Genomic DNA, 18,819 nt, shown 5'->3' with positions numbered 1-18,819 from the left:
GGGGAGAAGGTGGCGCGCAGCGCCGGATGAGGGGTTTCAGCCTCGATGCGTGACACTGTCCGCACCACCTGCCCCTATTGCGGCGTCGGCTGCGGGGTGCTGGCGACGCCGCAGCCGGATGGCACGGTGACGATATCAGGCGATCCCGAGCATCCGGCCAATTTCGGGCGGCTTTGCTCGAAGGGCTCGGCGCTGGGCGAGACGCTGTCGCTGGATGGGCGGCTGCTCCATCCCGAGATCGGCGGCGAGCGGGCGAGCTGGGACGAGGCGCTCGACCTCGTGGCGAAGACGTTTGCCACGACCATCGCTCAGGATGGGCCGGACTCGGTGGCCATTTATGGCTCCGGCCAGCTGCTCACCGAGGACTATTACGTCGCCAACAAGCTGATGAAGGGCTTTATCGGCTCGGGCAATATCGACACCAACTCGCGGCTCTGCATGGCCTCGTCGGTGGCCGGGCACAAGCGGGCCTTCGGCTCGGACACGGTGCCGGGCAATTACGAGGATCTCGAGCTCGCCGACCTGATCATCCTCGTCGGCTCCAACCTCAGCTGGTGCCATCCGGTGCTGTACCAGCGGATCGTCAAGGCCAAGGCCGAGCGGCCGGGAATGCGGATCGTGCTGATCGACCCCAGGCGCACGACCACCGCCGACCAGGCCGACCTGCACCTCGCGATCAAGCCGGATGGCGATACCGCGCTGTTTGTCGGACTGCTCAAATCGCTGGCCGAGCGGAACGCCGTCGATGCCGAGTTCATCGCCGAGAGCAGCAACGGGTTCGGCGCGGCGCTCGGCGCGGCGCGCAGCTGGAGCCTCGAGCGGGTGGCGGAGGCCACCGGGCTCAGCCTGCGCGACATCGCGGTGTTCTACGATTGGTTCGCCGAGACGACACGGACGGTGACGGTCTATTCGCAAGGGGTGAACCAGTCGGCGACCGGCACCGACAAGGTCAACGCCATCGTCAACGTGCACCTCGCGACCGGCCGGATCGGCATGCCGGGGATGGGGCCGTTCTCGGTGACCGGCCAGCCCAATGCGATGGGCGGGCGCGAGGTCGGCGGGCTCGCCAACATGCTCGCGGCGCATATGGATTTCGAACTCGCCAATATCGACCGGGTGAAGCGGTTCTGGCGCTCGGAGCGGGTGGCGGAGAAGCCGGGGCTGAAGGCGGTCGAGCTGTTCGAGGCGATCGCCCGGGGCAAGGTGAAGGCGCTGTGGATCATGGCGACCAACCCGGTGGATTCGATGCCCAAGGCCGACACGGTGCGGGCGGCGATCCGGGCCTGTCCGTTCGTCGTGGTGTCGGACATGAATGCCGCGACCGATACGGCGGTGGAAGCCCATGTGCGGCTGCCCGCGGCGGGCTGGGGCGAAAAGGACGGCACGGTCACCAATTCGGAGCGCCGGATCTCGCGGCAGCGGCCATTTCTGAGGGCGCCAGGGGAAGCCAAGCCGGACTGGTGGATCGTCACGCAGGTGGCGCGCCGGATGGGCCATGCGGAGGCGTTCGGCTATCAGCGGCCGGCCGAGATCTTTGCCGAGCATGCGGCGCTTTCGGGGTTCGAGAATGACGGTAGTCGCGATTTCGACCTGAGCGGCTTGGTCCATGCCGACTATGACGGGCTCCAGCCGGTGCAGTGGCCGGTGCGCGCAGTGCGCGGCACGGCGCGGATGTTCGCCGATGCCCGGTTCTTCACCCCCGATACCCGGGCGCGCTTCGTTGCGGTGGTGCCTCCGCCGCCACTGGTGCCGCCCCCGGGCATGCTGGTGCTCAACACCGGCCGGGTGCGCGACCACTGGCACACCATGACACGCACCGGCAAGGCGGCGCGGCTCTCGGCCCATATGGCGGAGCCGTTCGCCGAACTGCATCCCGAGGATGCCGCGGAAAAGGGCATCCGGCACGCCAGCCTGGTGCGGCTCGAGAACCGCCACGGCAGCGTGCTGGTGCGGGCGCTGGTGACTGAGCGGCAGCAGAAGGGCTCGGTGTTCGTGCCGATGCACTGGACCGACCGGTTCTCGGCGCAGGGCCGTATCGATGCATTGGTGGGCGGGCAGACCGACCCGCAGTCGGGACAGCCGGCGCTCAAATCGGCAATGGTGGCGGCCGAGCCGGCCCTGGCCCGGCGCTATGGCTTTGCCGTCAGCCGGGTGCGACCGGCGTTCGGCGGGGCGGATTATTGGGCGATCGCCGAGACACCGGGCGGCTGGCGGGCGGAGTTGGCCTTCATCAGCGAGCCGGAGGACTGGGTGGCGTGGGCCGGCGCGGCGTTCGGCGTGGGTGGGGAGGTCGAACTGCTGAGTATTGCCGACAAGGCCAGCGGCAGGCAGAGCCTCGCCCTGTTCGAGGGCGGCCAACTGAGTTTCGCGCTCTATCTGTCGCCCGACCCGGTGCTGGTGTCGCGGCAATGGGCAGTGTCGCTCTTGACCGAGACGATCGCGCCGCCACGGCGCGCCGATATCCTCGCCGGTCGGCCCGGCGCAGACCGGCCGGATCCGGGCCCGATCGTCTGCGCCTGCTTCGGGGTCGGCGCCAACCAGATCGCCGAAGCTGCCCGCGGCGGCTGCCACAGCGTCGAGGCAATCGGCACAGCGCTGAAGGCCGGGACGAACTGCGGCTCGTGCCGGGCGGAGATTGGCGGGATCATCGAGGTGAACAGGCTGGAGGCGGCGGAGTAGGGCGGATGGCGGGGAGAGTCGGTGCCCCAAAACGTCCCCCCTCTTGGAATTTCTAAGGCTTAGCGAAGAGGCTAAGCCCAAGAAATTCCATTCTCCCCCGCAAGGGGGGAGATGACGGAGAGGCCGGGGCTTTGCCGCTGGAGTGACCCAAGACTCGGTGTCATCCCAGCGAAAGCTGGGACCCATTTATCCACCTGCGCGGGCGGCGAGTTGGGTCCCAGCTTTCGCTGGGATGACACCTGTGGTGGTGTCTGCACCGTGGCCAACCCACTGGCCCTCGGCGACAGATGGAGAGGATTATCCCCCCGTCATTCATTTGTCGTTCAGCCCCAGTCATCATAGGGTGGGTCAGTTATTAGCGACGATAGGGGTTTGGGAATGCAGCGGCTTTTTCGGTCGATCTGGTGGCTTGTCGTGGCCGGAACCCTTGCCCTCAGTCCGGTGCACGCGGCCGATCGCAACATCACGCTGCTCCCTGGCACCGACCTTCCCGGCTTCGACTATTCGGTGCTGAAGGATGTCGGTGTCGACGCCTGTTCGGCCGCCTGTACCGACGACAAGATCTGCCGCGCCTTCACCTACAACGAAAAAGCCAAGTGGTGCTTCCTCAAGGGCGATGTCGGCCCCGAGACGGCGTTCAAGGGCGCCACGTCCGGTCGCGTCGACTTCACCCCGCCGCTGGCCGAGACGGTCGAAGCGCGGCTGAGCGAACTGCCGTTCCCGGCGCAGGACCTGGTCGATTCGGCCCGCTATATGGCGACCAGCCTGCCGCAGACCGATCCGCCGCCGCCGGATGTGAGCTATGCAGACTTGGTGGCCGCCGGTGACGAAGCCGCGGCGCAGTCCAACCCCTCGGCCGCCATGGTCTCCTACCGCCAGGCGCTGGCGATCAACAGGAACGACCCCTCGGTGTGGCTGAAGCTCGCGGCCGAAGGCGAAGCGCGGATGGTGATCGAGGCGGCGGCCGGCAACGGCGTTTATGACCTTGCGGTCAACTCGTCCTATGCGGCGATGAACGCGCTGATGCTGTCCGAGACCGTGGCCGAGCGCGCCGATGCGCTGGGTGCGCTGGCGCTCGCTCTGTCGCGTCGCGAAATGTGGCGCGAGACCATTGCCACCTATCGCGCCAGCCTCAACCTGGTCGACGATGCGACGCGCGAAGCGGCGCTCGAAAAGGCGGTCGCCGAGCACGGCTTCCGCGTCACGTCCAACCAGGTCGATGCCGAAGCCGCCAACCCCCGCATCTGCGCGGTGTTCTCGGACTCGCTGCCCTCGGGCAACACGGATCTTTCGAGCTATGTGGTGGTCGATAATGCGCCCACCGTGGCGGTCGAAACCGAACAGAGCCAGATCTGCATCACCGGCGTCGAGCATGGCCGGCGCTATCACATCAAGCTGCGCGCCGGGCTGCCTTCGGCCAATGGCGAAGAGCTCCGCTCCGATGTCGAGCTCGACCTCTATGTGCCCGATCGCGCGCCGTTCGTCGGCTTTGCCAACAATGCCTATGTGATGCCCGCCGGGCTCGGCGGCGGCCTGCCGATCACCTCGGTGAACGCCAAGACCGCCGATGTGGTGATCTACCGGATCGGCGATCGCTCGATTGCCACCGCGGTGCGCCAGGGCATCTTCCAGCGCACGCTGGACGGCTATTCGGCCGAAGATATCGCCAACTCGACCGGCGAGAAGACCTGGGAAGGCCAGGTCGACCTGGCGCAGGGCGCGCCCAACGCCATGACGGTGACCGCCATCCCGGTCGCCGAGGTGATCAAGGACCTGCAGCCGGGCGCCTATGTGGTGACCGCCAAGGTCGATGGCGTCGAGCAGGAATACTGGAAGGAAGTCGCGACGCAGTGGTTCATCGTCACCGACCTGGGGCTGACCACGGTCTCGGGCGATGACGGCGTCCACGCCTTCGTGCGCTCGCTCACCAGTGCGCAGCCGGTGGCCAACGCCAAGGTAAAGCTGGTCGCGGTCAACAACGAGATCCTCGGCGAAGCGGTGACCGACGCGCAGGGTCGGGCCGATTTCGCCCCGGGCCTGTCGCGCGGTGAAGGCGGCCGGGCGCCGCAGCTCATCACCACCGAGACCGATGGCGGGGACTACGCGTTCCTCGACGTCTCCAAGGCGGCGTTCGATCTCACCGATCGCGGCGTCGAGGGCCGGCCGTCGCCGGGCCCGCTCGACCTTTTCGCCACCACCGAGCGCGGGGTCTATCGCCCGGGCGAGACGGTGTTCCTCACCGCCATCCTCCGCGACGTGCACGCCAAGGCGGTGACCGACCTGCCGCTGACGCTGGAAGTGCAGCGTCCGGACGGAGTGATCTCGAGCACCGAACTCGTCAACGACGCCGGCGCCGGTGGCTATTTCAGCGCCGTGACGCTCGACCCCGAAGCCATGCGCGGCTCCTGGACGATGCGGCTCTATGCCGATCCCAAGGCCGAGGCGCTGAGCACGGTCGGGTTCCTCGTCGAGGATTTCGAGCCCGAGCGGCTCGCCTTCGAGATCAGCGCGGCCGATGGGCCGATCGCCACCGATGCAGTGACGCCGGTCGAGGTGACCGCCAAGTACCTCTATGGCGCAACGGCGCCCGACCTCGCGGTCGAGGCCGATGCGGTGCTGCGGCCGGTGGCCTCGCTGCCGGCCTATCCGGGTTACACGTTCGGCCGGCTCGATGACACGTTCGAAACCTCGCGCGAGCCGCTGGGGGTCGTCGGCACCACCGACGAATCCGGCAATGTCACGGCCGAGGTCACGGTCAGCGCGCCGCAGGCGACGACGCGGCCGCTCGAGGCGCAACTGATCCTGCGTCTCGTCGACAGCAATGGCCGGGCGATCGAGCGCAGCCTCACCCGCCCGGTGCTGGCCGACGTCACCCGCATCGGTGTGAAGCCGCGCTTCGGCGATGCCAGCGGCCTGGCCGAAGGCAGCGAAGCGTCGTTCGACGTGATCGCGGTGGCGCCCGACGGCGCAACCGCCGACGAGGCCGGCCTCGAATGGTCGCTGTCGCGGGTGGAGACGACCTACCAGTGGTACCGCAACAGCGGCACCTGGAAATGGGAAGCCGTCACCACCACCCGTCAGGTGGCCAACGGCACGGTCGACGCCCAGGCCTCCGGCCCGGTCGCCATCGGCGCCCCGGTCAGCTGGGGCCAGTACCGGCTCGAAATCTCGAGCACCGGCGAAGGCGCGACCTCGACCAGCTACGAGTTCTATGCCGGCTACTATTATCCGGAAGCCGGTTCCGACACGCCGGACACCCTGTCCGTCGCGCTCGACAAGCCGGCCTATCGCAAGGGCGAGACGGCCAACCTGAAGCTCGATCCGCAGTTCGCCGGCACTGCGCTGGTGATGGTGGTCGACGATCGCATCATCGACATGAAGGCGGTCGAGGTGCCGGAAGGCGGTACTACCGTGCCGCTCGAAGTCACCGATGACTGGGGTCCTGGCGCCTATGTGACGGCGATGCTCTATCGTCCGGCCAGCGCCGAAGCCAAGCGGATGCCGGCGCGCGCGCTCGGCCTCGCTTTCGCCGATGTCGAGCCGGGCGACCTGAAGCTCGACCTGAGCCTCGATGCGCCCAAGGAAGCGCTGCCGCGCCAAGCGTTCACCACCACGGTGAAACTCGGCAACGTCAAGCCGGGCGACAAGGCCTACGTGGCGGTTGCGGCAGTGGACCTCGGCATCCTCAACCTCACCAAGTTCCAGGTGCCGGATCCGGATGGCTGGTTCTTCGGCCAGCGCCAGCTCGGCGTCGAGGTGCGCGACCTCTATGGCCAGCTGATCGACCCGATGCAGGGCACGCCCGGCGCGTTCCGCACCGGCGGTGACGAGGGCGCCTCGCGCCTCGGCACGCCGCCGGCGACCACCGTGCTGGTGGCGCTGCACTCGGGCATCGTCGAAGTGGGGGCCGACGGCACCGCGACGATCAGCTTCGACATGCCGGATTTCAACGGCACGGTGCGGCTGATGGCGATGGCGTGGAGCGCCGGCGCCGTGGGCCACGGTTCCGCCGACGTGATCGTGCGGGATCCAGTGGTGGTGAACCTGAGCCCGCCGCGGTTCCTCCGTCTCGACGATACATCGCGGCTGCTGGTCGAGGTCAACAACGTCGCCGGAACGCCGGGCACCTACAAGGTGGCGCTCGACACGGGCACCGGGCTCTCGACCGATGCGGCCGAGACGTCGGTCGACCTGCCGACCGGCGAGCGCACCGCGCTCAACCTCAGCCTTACCGGCACGGCGATCGGCGACCAGACGCTCAGGGTGATCGTCACTGCGCCCGATGGCACGACGCAGACCAAGGAGCTGACGCTCGGGGTCCGCGCCGCCAGCGCACCGGTGACCACCAGCCAGCTGATCCCGCTGGACGTGGGCGCCAGGCAGACGCTCGACAAGAGCTTCTTCGCCGACATGGTGCCGCATACCGGGGAGCTGACGCTCGCGGTGGGCCCGATTGCCCGCCTCGACGTGCCGGGGCTGCTGATGCAGCTCGACCGCTACCCCTATGGCTGTGCCGAGCAGACCTCGAGCCGGGCCCTGCCGCTGCTCTATCTCAACGAAGTCGCCTCGATGATCGGTCTGGGCGACGACGAAGCGATCACCCAGCGGGTCAAGGACGCGATCAAGAACCTGCTCGCCAAGCAGACCTCCAGCGGCGGTTTCGGCCTCTGGGGGCCCTATGACGGCACCGACCTGTGGCTCGACTCCTACGTCACCGAGTTCCTGCTCCGCGCCAAGGCGGAAGGCTACGACGTGCCGGATCTGGCGATGACCCGGGCGCTCGACAACCTCGGCAACCAGGTGTCCTATGCCACCGACTTCACGGTCGGCGGCGAGGACGTGGCCTTCGCGCTCTACGATCTGGCGCGCGCCGGCCGGGCCGCCATCGGCGACCTGCGCTACTACCTCGAGGCGCGCCTCAGCGCCTTCGGCTCGCCCCTCGCCAAGGCCCAGCTCGGCGCCGCGCTCGCCCTCTATGGCGACCGGACCCGGGCGGCCACCGCCTTCCAGGCGGCGGTCGAGGACCTTAGGGCACGCGAGGATCGGGCCAAGTACCGCAACGACTATGGCAGCCAGCTGCGCGATACGGCCGGAGTGCTCGCACTCGCCGCCGAGTTCACGCCGTCGGGTGTCGATATCGGCGAACTGACGAGCAAGCTCGCGACGCTGCGCGACCAGGCCCGCTGGACCTCCACCCAGGAGGATGCGTGGACCCTGGTGGCGGCCTCGGCGCTGGCCCGTGAGGCCGGCGATGGTTCGGTGACGATCGATGGCGACCCGCTCAAGGGCACCGTCTATCGCCGCTACGACCAGGAGGCGTTCGACAGCCAGCCGGTGGAGATCGTCAATAACGGCAACCGTCCGACCGAGATGAAGGTGACCGTCACCGCCATCCCGGCGACCCCGCCGGCGGCGAGCTCCAACGGCTTCACCATCCAGCGCGACTACTACCTGCCCAATGGCGAAGTGGCCGACCTCAGCAACATCCACCAGAACGATCGCTTCGTGGTGGTGCTGACGACGCAGCCGACGCAACTGGGCTCGGGCCAGTATGTGGTGGCCGATCCGCTGCCGGCCGGGTTCGAGATCGAGAACCCCGACCTGCTGCAGGGCTCGGGCGTCGCCGATCTCAGCTGGCTCACCGTCGATACGCCGGCGCATGTGGAATCGCGCACCGACCAGTTCGTCGCCGCCTTCCGCTTCACCTCGGCGGCCAGCAGCGTCACCACCGCCTATATGGTGCGTGCCGTATCGCCGGGCAGCTTCGTGATGCCGGGCGCCACGGTCGAGGACATGTACCGGCCGGAGCTGCGCGCCAATACCGACGCGGGCCAGATCGAGGTCGGCACGACCGGGCCATGAGCAGGGCCGCACAGAAACCTGAGCCTCGGCGCTTCCGCGCGCCGGGGCTCTTTACTGCGACGCTGATCGTGCTGGCCGGCGTGGCGCTGGTCGGTAGCCAATATGGGCTGGCCGTGCTGCGCGATATCCGCGCCACGCTGCCGCCCACTCCGGTGGTGTCGGCGGTGCCCGTGTCGACCGCGGTGGTCGACAACGCCGGCCTGTTGCTCAGGCCCTTCACCACGGCCAATGGCCGCTGGCGCCTGCCCGTGACCATTGCCGAGGTCGACCGGCGCTTCATCGACATGCTGCTGGCCTACGAGGACCAGCATTTCAACGAACACCAGGGCATCGATTGGCCCTCGATGCTGCGCGCCGCGGTGCAATATGCCGGGGCAGGGCGGATCGTCTCGGGTGGCTCCACCCTCACCATGCAGGTGGCGCGGCTGATCGGCGGCGAGCCGACCCGCAACATTGCCGGCAAGCTGCGCCAGATGGTGCATGCCGACATGCTGGAGCGCTCCCTCAGCAAGGACGACATCCTCACGCTCTACCTGACGCTGGCGCCCTATGGCGGCAATATCGAGGGGATCCGTGCGGCGAGCCTCGCCTATTTCGGCAAGGAGCCGGGGCGGCTCACCACGGCGGAATGCGCGCTGCTGGTGGCGCTGCCGCAATCGCCGGAAGCCCGTCGGCCGGACCGCGACGTCGAGGTCGCGCGGGCGGCACGCAACCTGGTGCTCGACCGCATGGTCGGCGCCCGGGTGATCAGCGCCGAGGAGGCCGAGGCGGCCAAGCTCGAGCCGATGCCCAAGGCGCGACGCGAGTTCCCGATGTTCGCGGCGCATCTCGCCGAGGCGGCGGTCAAGGCGCACCCCAATGCACGGCGGATCGAACTCACCATCGACAGGACGCTCCAAGGCAAGCTCGAGCGGCTGGGCGCCGATCGGGCGGCGCAGCTGGGCTCGAAACTCTCGGTGGCGATCGTCGTCGCCGACCAGCAGACCGGCAATATCCTCGCGTCGGTCGGCTCGGCCGGCTTGTTCAACACCGAGAGCGCCGGCTATGTCGATATGACCGAGGCCGTGCGCTCACCCGGCTCGACCCTCAAGCCGCTGATCTACGGACTGGCGTTCGAGCTCGGCCTCGCCCATCCCGAGAGCCTGATCGAAGATCGGCCGACGGCGTTCAACGGCTATGTACCGGTCAATTTCGACGGCTTCAACCGCGGCACGGTGTCGATCCGGCAGGCTCTGACCGAGTCGCTGAATATCCCCGCCGTGGTGGTGCTCGATGCGGTCGGCCCGGCGCGGCTGGTGGCGCGGATCAAGCGGGCGCATGCGGCGGCGCGGCTGCCCGCCGACACGGCGCCAAGCCTCGCGGTGGGGCTCGGTGGCGTCGGCTTGACGCTGCGCGACCTGGTGTCGATCTACGCCGCGATCGGCCGGGGCGGCACGCCCGTGGTGCTGCGCGACGGGGTGAAGCCGGTGGTCGAGGAAACCGAGACGCCGGCGCCGGTGCTCGACCCGATCGCTGCCTGGTATGTCGCCAATATCCTCGCCGACGTGCCGCCGCCGCTCAACGGTTCGGCTGGACGCATCGCCTACAAGACCGGCACCTCCTACGGCTATCGCGACGCCTGGGCCATCGGCTTTGACGGCAAGACCGTGATCGGGGTGTGGGTCGGCCGGCCCGACAACTCGCAGATCCCCGGCATTACCGGCATCCGTGCGGCGGCGCCGATCCTGTTCGAGGCCTTCGACCGGCTGGCCGAGAAGACCGTGCCGCTGCGCGATGCGCCGCCGGGCACGATCTTTGCCTCCAACTCCGAACTGCCCCTGCCGCTGCGCCGCTTCCGCCATCCTGACGAGCAGAAGGTGAAACGCGATGCGGCGCCGCAGATCGCCTATCCGGCCGACGGCGTCGATGTCGACCTGGGGCTCGCCTCGGGCAACGAGGCGCCGCTGATCGTCAAGGTGCGCAACGGCGTGCCGCCCTTCACCTTCTTCGCCAACGGCGCGCCGTTCGGGCGCTCGGCGTTCGCAAGGCAGAACAGCTGGCGGCCGGATGGGCCGGGCTTCGTGACGCTGTCGGTGGTGGATGCCGAAGGACGCTCGGACTCGGTGAAGGTGTTCCTGGATTAGGGGGCGGGGCCGCCAGGGGCTCGCCCGGAAGGCTGCGCCTGCGGCCCACCCCCCTCCCATCCTCCCCCACAAGGGGGGAGGTGTCGTCTGGTGCGTCAGGCACCATCCAACCGCATCCACCAGCCCAGCACCTCCCCCTTGATGGGGGAGGATGGGAGGGGGTGGGGCAACAGGCGACCGAGTATGCCGTGGCGCTGCAGGCCCCGAACAACCTCTGATCGTCGTCAAATTAGATGAGACTCGGCGGCAACCGCTTCATCAAACGGGAAGGCGCCGTTGCGATGGTGTCCGGGCCTCACTTGAGCCGTCCGGCGGACCATCTGCCGGACGGCTCCATTCATTTGACCGCTACTTGACGATTGTCATCGCCTTGAGCTTGCTGACATCGGCCGGCAGTTCCGTGTCGCCGGCTGCGAGGCCGTTGACCGAGAGGATGTAGGCGACGAGATCGGCGTAGGTCTCATCGCCCAACTGGCCCGGCCGCGACGGCGGCATGCGGTCATGCACGTGGGTGTAGAGCGCAGCGACACTCTGGCCGACCCATTTGCCTTCGAAATACGGCCCGGCGAGCGGCGGGCCATAATTGGCGCTGATCAGATCGGGGCCGTGGCAGGAGACGCAGTTGGCATCGTAGGCGGTCTTGCCGCGCGCCGCCTGCTCCGCCGTGAAGCTCGCCGGCGCGCCGGCCGCGGCGGTGCTCGTCGCCGCCTCGGCAGCCGGGGCTGCCTCGCTCGGCGCTGCCGCAGCGCTGCCGTCGCCCTCGCCCTTATAGGTGTAGACGAGGATGGCGCCGGGGTTCTGCAGGGTCGTGCCGGCGCCACCGCTCATGGTGCCGACGAGGCCGCTGACATCGGTCGCCACGTACATGGTCTTCATGTCGGGGCTCAGCGCCATGTCGCGCAGCCGGTTCTCGGACTGGAAGTAGCGCTCGATCGGCCCGGCGGCGGATTTGCCGTCGGCGCTGAGCGGGATGCGATAGATCGAGCCGCGCTTCAGTGTGGTGACGAGCAGCGAGTTCTCCCAGCCGGGAATGCCTTCGCCCGGCTTGGGGAAGTAAGCCTGCATCGACGAGGTGGCGACGGTCGGCCAGCAGATGAAGTCGATGCCGCCGCAGGCCGGGTCGGTGAAATCCCAGTCGCTGGGGACGGTGAAGAGCGTCGCCAGCGGGTCATGCTGCTGGCCGGGCCAGGCGGTTTCGTCCTCGACCGGCACCGAAGGATCGATGGTGATGTCGGAGAAGGTCAGCTGGGCGCAGGGCGTGGTCGCGAGGTCCCAGCGGGCCATCTGGTAGGCCTTGTCGTCCTTGAAGCCGACGACATGCGGCCAGCCGTAATTGTCGCCGCCGACCAGCACATTGACTTCGTCATCGGTCTTGGGCCCCTGCTCGGACGCATAGAGCGTGCCGTCAGGCCCGAAGTCGATGCCCTGCATGTTGCGGTGGCCATAGGTGAAGACATGGCTCTTGACGCCCTCGATCTCGGGGTTGTCCTCGGGGATCGAACCGTCGAGATTGAGCCGCAGCGACTTGCCCTGGTAGGCGACCCAGTTCTTGGCCGAGACTTCGTCGGCGGTCGGCAGGCGCTGCGCCTCGATCGGAATGCACCAGTTGCCGAGCTGGCCCTTACCGCCATCGCCAATGGTGTAGTAGAGCTTGCCGTCGGGGCCGAACTTCAGCCGGCCGGAATTGTGGTCGTTCTGGCCGGGCATGCCGGCAATGATCACCTGCGGGTCGCTCAGCGTCCCGGCAGCCTTGTCGTAGCTAAGCCGAACGATCTTGGCGAAGAGGTTGGCATAAGGGCTGAACGGGTCCTTGACCCAGTCATGCTTGGGCAGCGATTTGTCCACGTAGGTATAGGCCGCGTAGACGTAATCATTGCCGGTATCCTTGAGCAGGCCGGGGTCGAGCGCCATGCCGAGCAGGCCGTCCTGGCCGCCGGGGGGCGAGACCTCCTCGATATCGATCGCCACCTGCTTGGTGCCATCGGTCGGGTTGACGCGCGTGATCCTGCCACCGACGCGTTCGGTCACCCACAGCCAGTCATCCGGCCCCCAGGTGATCTCCCATGGCCCCTCGAGACCGTTGGTCAGCTCCTTCATCTCGAACTGCTTGGTGCCGGTGACCGCCGTGTCCGGCGCGCCTTGCGCCAGGGCGGGACCAACGGTGCCGGCGATCAGCGCGGCAAGGGCGAACGTTGCGAAAAGTCTCATGGCGTTCCTCCGAGGAAATGAATCGGCGACCCAACCCGCAGCCGAGCGGATTGGGTCCGGGTGGACCGATCCTAATGAACTCACCGTCGTGCGGGCGTTAGCCCGCCGCAGAGGTTACGACTGGTCGTGCTTCCAGCCGAGAATGCGCTCGGCTTTGGACGAATTGAAGAAGGCCTTGCGGCCGCTGAGATCGCCCTTGATCGGGATGCCGGGGAAGAACTTCTCCGCCGCCTCGAGGCTTGGCATGTCGAGCGTGGTGTCGGGGGCCACGATGTAGAACACTTCGTGCCCCCTGAACTTGCCTTCGATGCTCAAGAGGCACGCCCGCGCCGCCGCGTCGAACCGGGTATAGGCGAAGAGGTGCTTTTTCGGCGAAGGCGCGTTGGGGGTGAAGTTGCGGGCCGCCAGTTCGCGCTCCGGCACCACCCAGTGGAAGCGCATCGAGGCGATCGAGATATCGTCCCAGCGGCGGGCGAAGGCATCGGCCTGCTGTTCGCAGATCCATTTCGAAAGGCTGTAAGGCTCCTCGGAATAGTTGGCGTGCTCCTCGTCGATCGGCAGGTAGTCGTAATGCGGATCGCGGCTGTAGGAATGGCCGATGGCGTTTACGCTACTGGCCTGGCAGATGCGCATGATGCCGTTGTCGACTGCGGCCTGCAGCGCATTGTAGCTGCCCACCACGTTGTTGTTGTGGACGACATGGTCAGGGTGCCGGCCCGGCGAGGGGATGGCGGCCATGTGGATCAGCGCGTCGCAGCCGGCAAAGGCGGCAACGAGCTTTTCATACTCATCCATGTCGGCCTGGATGAAATGCAGGTCCTTGGTCTCTTCGGTCTCGGGCGCCGCGACGCGGTCGATGCAGACCAGGTCGTGACCCTGTTTGCGCGCCTCGGTGATGATGGCGCGGCCGATGCCGCCGGATGAACCGGTAAGTGCGATCTTCATGGCGTCAGTCTCAACTCGAATAGACGGCTTCGTGGAGGCCGCGGATATAGCCGATGGCATAGAGGCGGCCGAAGGCGGAGTAGCCGGCGTTCTCGTTGCTGTCGCCCTCGACCGTGGGGACATGGTCGGGGCGCAGCACGCCGTCGAAATCGATGTCCTTGTAGGCGCGCATGGTGGCGAGCATGTCGGTCTTGCCGGCGTCGTGCCAGGTTTCGTGGAAGCTGGTCGGCACGCCCTCGACGTCGCGGAAGTGCACGAAGCTGATCTTCTTCTTGCCGAAGCCGCGGATCACCTTGGGCAGGTCGTCGGTCATCAGGGTGAAGTTGCCCTGGCAGAGCGTGATGGTGTTGTAGTCGGACGGCAGCATGTCGACGAGGCGCTGGAAGTTCGGCACCGTGCGCATGATGCGGCTGACGCCCTTGATCGGGGTGATCGGCGGGTCGTCGGGGTGCATGGAGAGCTTGACGCCGGCCTTCTCGGCCACCGGCAGCACGCGGCGCAGGAAATATTCCAGCGTCTCCCAGAGCTTTTCTTCCGAGACCGGCGGGTTCGAGGTGATGCTGTCGGGCACGTCGTTGGCATCGAACGCCGTCACCACAGAGCCGCCGCGGCTGGGATACGCCATGTTGGTGCGCACCCAGTTGAAATCGGTCATCCACTCGTAACACCAGACCGGGATGCCGAGCTTGCCCATGTTGGTGATCAGCTCGCAGACCACGTCGATCTCGGCGTCGCGGCCCTCGAGGCCGCGCTTGGCGAGGTTCAGCGGCGGGCGCGCCTCGATGACGCGGATCTCGTAGCCGCCCTTCTCGTACTCATCCTTCATGCGCGACAGCGCCGAGAGCGAAGACACCCGCTCATTGGCCTGGAGGCTGTCGAAGGGCAGGCCGGCGACCGCCAGATCGACCCCGCACTGCTTGGCGAGCTTCCAGACGGGAGAATATTTCGGAGGGATGACCTCGGCGATCTCTAGCATGTCGATACGATCTCGAAAGTTGGTGCGGCAAATATCGGGCCGCGGTGGACGTAACTGTGCCGGCCGCTGCAAACGGCCGGCGTTATGAGTTGCAGCCCGCCCCTGCGGGGCAGGCCCTGTAGAGGCACGCTAGGGCGTCGACGCGTTGGCGCTGAACTCGGCCTGCGACTCCTTGGAGCGGACCGAATGCTGGCCCCATTTCTGATCGAGGTTGGGCCACGGAATCGAGTCGACCAGCAGCCTCGTATAGGCGTGCTGCGGGTTGCGGATCACCGTCTCCACATCGCCCTTCTCCACCACGTCGCCGCGATAGAGCACCGTGATGGTGTCGGCCACGTGGTAGGCGGTAGTGAGGTCGTGCGTGATGTAGATGATGGTCACGCCATGGTCGCGATGCAGGTTCTTCAGCGATTCGAGGATGTTGGCGCGCAGCGACGCATCGACCATCGAGACCGGCTCGTCGGCGATCAGCAGTTTGGGCTTCAGCAGCAGGGCGCGGGCGACATTGATGCGCTGGCGCTGGCCGCCCGACAGCTGGTGCGGGAAACGGCCGAGCACATCCTCGGGGCGCAGGCCCACCGCGGTCAGCGCTTCGTCCATCCTGTTGCGCGCGTCCTTACCGGATTTGGCCAGCTTGAACTGCCTGATCGGCACGGTCAGCAGGTGGTCGACGGTGTAGAACGGGTTGAACACCGCGAACGGGTCCTGAAACACTGCCTGCACCTCGCGGCGATAGGCCATGCGATCAGCGCCGCGCAGCGTCGTGATGTTCTTGCCGCGATAGAGGATCTCGCCGGTGGTGGGGGTGATGAAGCCCAGCACCAGCATGGCGAGCGTGGTCTTGCCCGAACCGGACTCGCCGGCGACGGTGAGGATGGTCGGATCATCCTCCTTCAGCGTCAGGTTGAACTCCTTGAGCGCGATCTTGGCGTGCGAGGACAACAGGCCGCGCTGGTAGACCTTGGTGACGTTGCGGATTTCCAGAAGATTGGACATGGGTTCAATTCCCCTGGTCGTAGAGGTGGCAGGCAACGAGCTGGCCGCCGGGCAGCACGTTCACCTTGGGCTTTTCGGTGCGCGAGCGGTCCGAAGCGAAGGGGCAGCGCGGATGGAAGGCGCAACCCGAGGGCAGCCTCAGCAGCGAGGGCGCGAGGCCCGGGATGCCCTTGAACTGGCCCTTGTTGTCGAGCGTCGGCAGGCTCGAGATCAGCGCCTGCGAGTAGGGGTGCTTGGGGCTGGTGAACATCTCGCGCACCGTCGCGAGCTCGACCAGCCGGCCGGCATACATCACCGCCACATGGTCCATGGTCTGGGCCATCAGGCCCATGTCGTGGCCGATCAGGATGACGGCTGAGTTGATCTCGTCCTGCACCTTGTCGATGGTTTCCATCACCTGGCGCTGGGTAACCACGTCGAGCGCGCTGGTCGGCTCGTCGGCGATGATCACCTCGGGGCGGAGCAGGATGCCGATAGCAATACAGACGCGCTGCTTCATGCCGCCCGACAATTCGTGCGGGTACATGTGGAAGACGCTCGGATCGAGATCGACCGATTTCAGCGCCCAGACACAGCGATCGTTGATGGCGCTGGCGCTCTCGCCGCGCAGGTGCGACTTGATGGCGTCGACCATCTGCGCGCCGACCCGCATCACCGGGTTGAGCGAGTTCATGGCGCCCTGCGGGATATAGGCGATCTTGCTCAACCGCGCCTTGCGCATCTCCTCTTCGTTCAGCGCCTGGAGGTCCGTGCCGCCGACCCAGACGCTGCCGCCTTCGATCCGCCCCGGCGGCTTGATCATGCGCATCATGGCCAGCGCCAGGGTGGATTTGCCCGAGCCGGACTCGCCCACCATGCCCATCTTGGTGCCGGCTTGGAGGGTGAAGCTGACATTGTCGAGGGCGCGGGCGCGGCCGAGGTCGGTATAGTAGGTCACGACCAGGTCGTTGACGCGGAGGACCGGGCCGCCCGCTGCCGGGCCGGCGTTGCGGCCCGATGCGGTGTCGGTGCTTGCGAGATTCATAGTCATTACTCCGTCCGCCGCACGCGCGGGTTGGCCAGTTCGTCGAGGCCCATATTGATGAGGGCGAGCGAGCCCAGGATCAGGATCATCGCGATCGAGGGGCCGATCGGCCACCACCACCAGCCGTTGAAGAAGGCGCCCTGCAGCTGCGCCGCCCAGATGATGTTGCCCAAGAGCGGCTCACGCAGCGGGCCGAGGCCGAGCACCGCGAGGTAGAACGAGGCGAACACCGCCGAGAACACCTGGCCAACGAAGGCCGCGGCAATGAACGGCAAGAGGTTGGGCAGGATCTCCTTGAAGATGATGGCGATGTCGCTGACGCCGGAGAGCTTGGCGACCGCCACGAACTGTCGTTCCTTCATGGTCAGCACCTGGGCGCGGATCACCAGGGTGGGGCCCATCCAGGCGAGCATCACCACGATCAGCGCCATGGTGACGATGGTGACGTCGCGCTTGTCGAGGGAACCGGCGACCACGACCTGGATCAGCAGCACCGGGATCGGCGTCAGGATCTGGCAGATGGTGCGGATGGTGGAGTCGATCCAGCCGCCGAAATAGGCGGAGGTGAAGCCAAGGACGACGCCGATCAGGGTGCCGAGGCCCCCGGCGATGACGCCGATGACGGCGGTCTGCCACATGCCCACCACCATCGCGGCGAGGAGGTTGCGGCCGAAGAAGTCGGTGCCGAACGGATATTTGAGGCTCGGCGGCTGCTTGGTCGCCACCGACAGCGGGTAGGCCTGCTTGGGATTGATGGTCATCAGGCCGATGACGGTGAACAGCACCAGCGCGATGAGGATGATCAGGCCGACGGCGAGGCCCCGGTTGCGGTTGAAATAGCGCAGCAGGAGGGTCAATCTTCCGGGCTGCTGGACCGCCGCTTCGGGCGCCGAAGTTGCAACGATTGTGGTCAATTGTCCGGTTCCTACTGGTTACGCACGCGCGGGTCGAGCAGCGGGTAGATGAACTCCAGCACCGCCATCAGCACGGCGATGGCGATGGTGATGAACAGCACGATGCCGTAGATGACGGGGAAATCGTTGGCGCGGATGGCGTTGTTGAGCACCGTGCCGAGACCCGGCAGGCCGAAAAGGCCCTCGACGATGATGGCCGAGGTCACCACCGTGCCGAGCGCCAGCGCGAGGCCGGTCACCTGCGGCAGCAAGGTGTTCCTCAGGTAATAGTCGCGGAAGATGCGACCTCCGGTCAGGCCCTTGTGCTCGGCGAAGTTCACATAGTCCTCGCCCTGGATGGTGACGCCCATGCCGCGCATCGACAGCACCCAGCCGCCGACCGAACCTAGGATCAGCGCCAGGCCCGGCAGCAACTGGTGGCGCAGCAGGTCGAGGGCGAAGTCGAACGACCAGTTGGGCACCACGCCGATCGAGTAGGCGCCGCCCAGCGGCAGGAGCTTCAGCCGGAAGCCGATGAAGAACAGCAGCAGCACGCCCATGATCACCGGCGGCACGCCGGTCAGCAGCACGAACGGGGTAGCGATGCCGCGCAGCCAGCGCGGCGCCTTGGGCCAGGCCGAGATGGCGCCCAGCAGGTTGCCGATGACGAAGCTGAGAATGGTGGTCACCAGCAGCAGGAAGAAGGTCCAGGGCAGGGCCTGCGCGATGATGTCGGTGACGGTCGCCGGATAGCGGTTCAGCGAATAGCCGAAATCCATGCGGACGATGTTGCCCAGATAGTTCCAGTACTGCTCGAGCAGCGGCTTATCGAGACCGAACTGCTCGTTCATGTTGGCGATGAGCTTTTCGATGTCGCCCGGAGCGAAGCCGCCGGAACGCGCCAGTTCGGCGAAGCGCTCACGGATGGCGTTGCGGGGACTGAGGCGGGGGATGAAGAAAACGATCGTGGATGCGGCCCAGATGACCAGAACCAGGAAAGAGAGGCGCTTGGCAATCAGCTTGAAGTTCACTCGGTCAACTCCGGCGCGGTGGATCAGAGCGGGACGACGCTTGGCGCATCGCGGCCGGCTCTACGTCTTGGTGTTTGGCGAG

Annotated in this window: 10 protein-coding genes; 3 read left to right on the top strand and 7 right to left on the bottom strand. The window is 67.0% G+C overall.

Annotation, left to right across the window (positions count from 1 at the left end):
• Positions 1–45: 45 nt before the first annotated feature.
• From APS40_RS05090 to pbpC, 3 genes are all read left to right on the top strand, one after another.
• Positions 46–2,679, top strand: a complete 2,634-nt coding sequence (locus tag APS40_RS05090) for a nitrate reductase (RefSeq protein WP_055046026.1) — start codon at positions 46–48, stop codon at positions 2,677–2,679.
• Between the two features lie 378 nt (positions 2,680–3,057).
• Positions 3,058–8,541: an alpha-2-macroglobulin family protein gene (locus APS40_RS05085; RefSeq protein ID WP_055046025.1), complete on the top strand. Its 5,484-nt coding sequence runs from the start codon at positions 3,058–3,060 to the stop codon at positions 8,539–8,541.
• The gene (pbpC, locus tag APS40_RS05080) at positions 8,538–10,664 is read left to right on the top strand and encodes a penicillin-binding protein 1C (protein WP_082434199.1); all 2,127 of its coding nucleotides are present in this window, start codon (positions 8,538–8,540) and stop codon (positions 10,662–10,664) included. The genes APS40_RS05085 and pbpC overlap by 4 nt, the downstream gene beginning before the upstream one ends.
• Positions 10,665–11,012: 348 nt before the next feature.
• Here the strand turns inward: pbpC and APS40_RS05075 are convergent, their stop codons facing one another.
• From APS40_RS05075 to APS40_RS05045, 7 genes are all read right to left on the bottom strand, one after another.
• Complete coding sequence (locus APS40_RS05075) at positions 11,013–12,872, bottom strand: glucose/sorbosone family PQQ-dependent dehydrogenase (RefSeq protein WP_197279442.1); 1,860 nt, start codon at positions 12,870–12,872, stop codon at positions 11,013–11,015.
• 114 nt (positions 12,873–12,986) lie between these two features.
• Entirely contained in the window at positions 12,987–13,817 is an 831-nt protein-coding gene (locus APS40_RS05070; protein ID WP_055046024.1) for an NAD-dependent epimerase/dehydratase family protein, read from the bottom strand.
• Positions 13,818–13,827: 10 nt separating this feature from the next.
• Positions 13,828–14,793 (bottom strand): mannonate dehydratase, encoded by a 966-nt coding sequence (locus APS40_RS05065; RefSeq protein WP_055046023.1) that lies wholly within the window; start codon positions 14,791–14,793, stop codon positions 13,828–13,830.
• Positions 14,794–14,922: 129 nt separating this feature from the next.
• On the bottom strand, positions 14,923–15,789 hold the full coding sequence (locus APS40_RS05060) for an ABC transporter ATP-binding protein (protein ID WP_082434197.1): 867 nt from the start codon (positions 15,787–15,789) through the stop codon (positions 14,923–14,925).
• A gap of 4 nt (positions 15,790–15,793) precedes the next feature.
• On the bottom strand, positions 15,794–16,813 hold the full coding sequence (locus APS40_RS05055) for an ABC transporter ATP-binding protein (RefSeq protein WP_236884200.1): 1,020 nt from the start codon (positions 16,811–16,813) through the stop codon (positions 15,794–15,796).
• 5 nt (positions 16,814–16,818) lie between these two features.
• Positions 16,819–17,727: an ABC transporter permease gene (locus tag APS40_RS05050; RefSeq protein WP_055046022.1), complete on the bottom strand. Its 909-nt coding sequence runs from the start codon at positions 17,725–17,727 to the stop codon at positions 16,819–16,821.
• Between the two features lie 11 nt (positions 17,728–17,738).
• Entirely contained in the window at positions 17,739–18,737 is a 999-nt protein-coding gene (locus tag APS40_RS05045; protein ID WP_055046021.1) for an ABC transporter permease, read from the bottom strand.
• Positions 18,738–18,819: the final 82 nt, after the last annotated feature.

Origin of the sequence: Devosia sp. A16 (assembly GCF_001402915.1) — a bacterium.
Lineage (GTDB): Bacteria > Pseudomonadota > Alphaproteobacteria > Rhizobiales > Devosiaceae > Devosia_A.
This window is presented reverse-complemented; position numbering and strand designations above follow the sequence as displayed.

What these genes read in the sequence shown, in the direction of transcription:
- APS40_RS05065 (WP_055046023.1), bottom strand. Translation starts at nt 14,793, where the DNA reads ATGCTAGAGATCGCCGAGGTCATCCCTCCGAAATATTCTCCCGTCTGG.
- APS40_RS05085 (WP_055046025.1), top strand. Translation starts at nt 3,058, where the DNA reads ATGCAGCGGCTTTTTCGGTCGATCTGGTGGCTTGTCGTGGCCGGAACC.
- APS40_RS05060 (WP_082434197.1), bottom strand. Translation starts at nt 15,789, where the DNA reads ATGTCCAATCTTCTGGAAATCCGCAACGTCACCAAGGTCTACCAGCGC.
- APS40_RS05070 (WP_055046024.1), bottom strand. Translation starts at nt 13,817, where the DNA reads ATGAAGATCGCACTTACCGGTTCATCCGGCGGCATCGGCCGCGCCATC.
- APS40_RS05075 (WP_197279442.1), bottom strand. Translation starts at nt 12,872, where the DNA reads ATGAGACTTTTCGCAACGTTCGCCCTTGCCGCGCTGATCGCCGGCACC.
- APS40_RS05055 (WP_236884200.1), bottom strand. Translation starts at nt 16,813, where the DNA reads ATGAATCTCGCAAGCACCGACACCGCATCGGGCCGCAACGCCGGCCCG.
- APS40_RS05090 (WP_055046026.1), top strand. Translation starts at nt 46, where the DNA reads ATGCGTGACACTGTCCGCACCACCTGCCCCTATTGCGGCGTCGGCTGC.
- pbpC (WP_082434199.1), top strand. Translation starts at nt 8,538, where the DNA reads ATGAGCAGGGCCGCACAGAAACCTGAGCCTCGGCGCTTCCGCGCGCCG.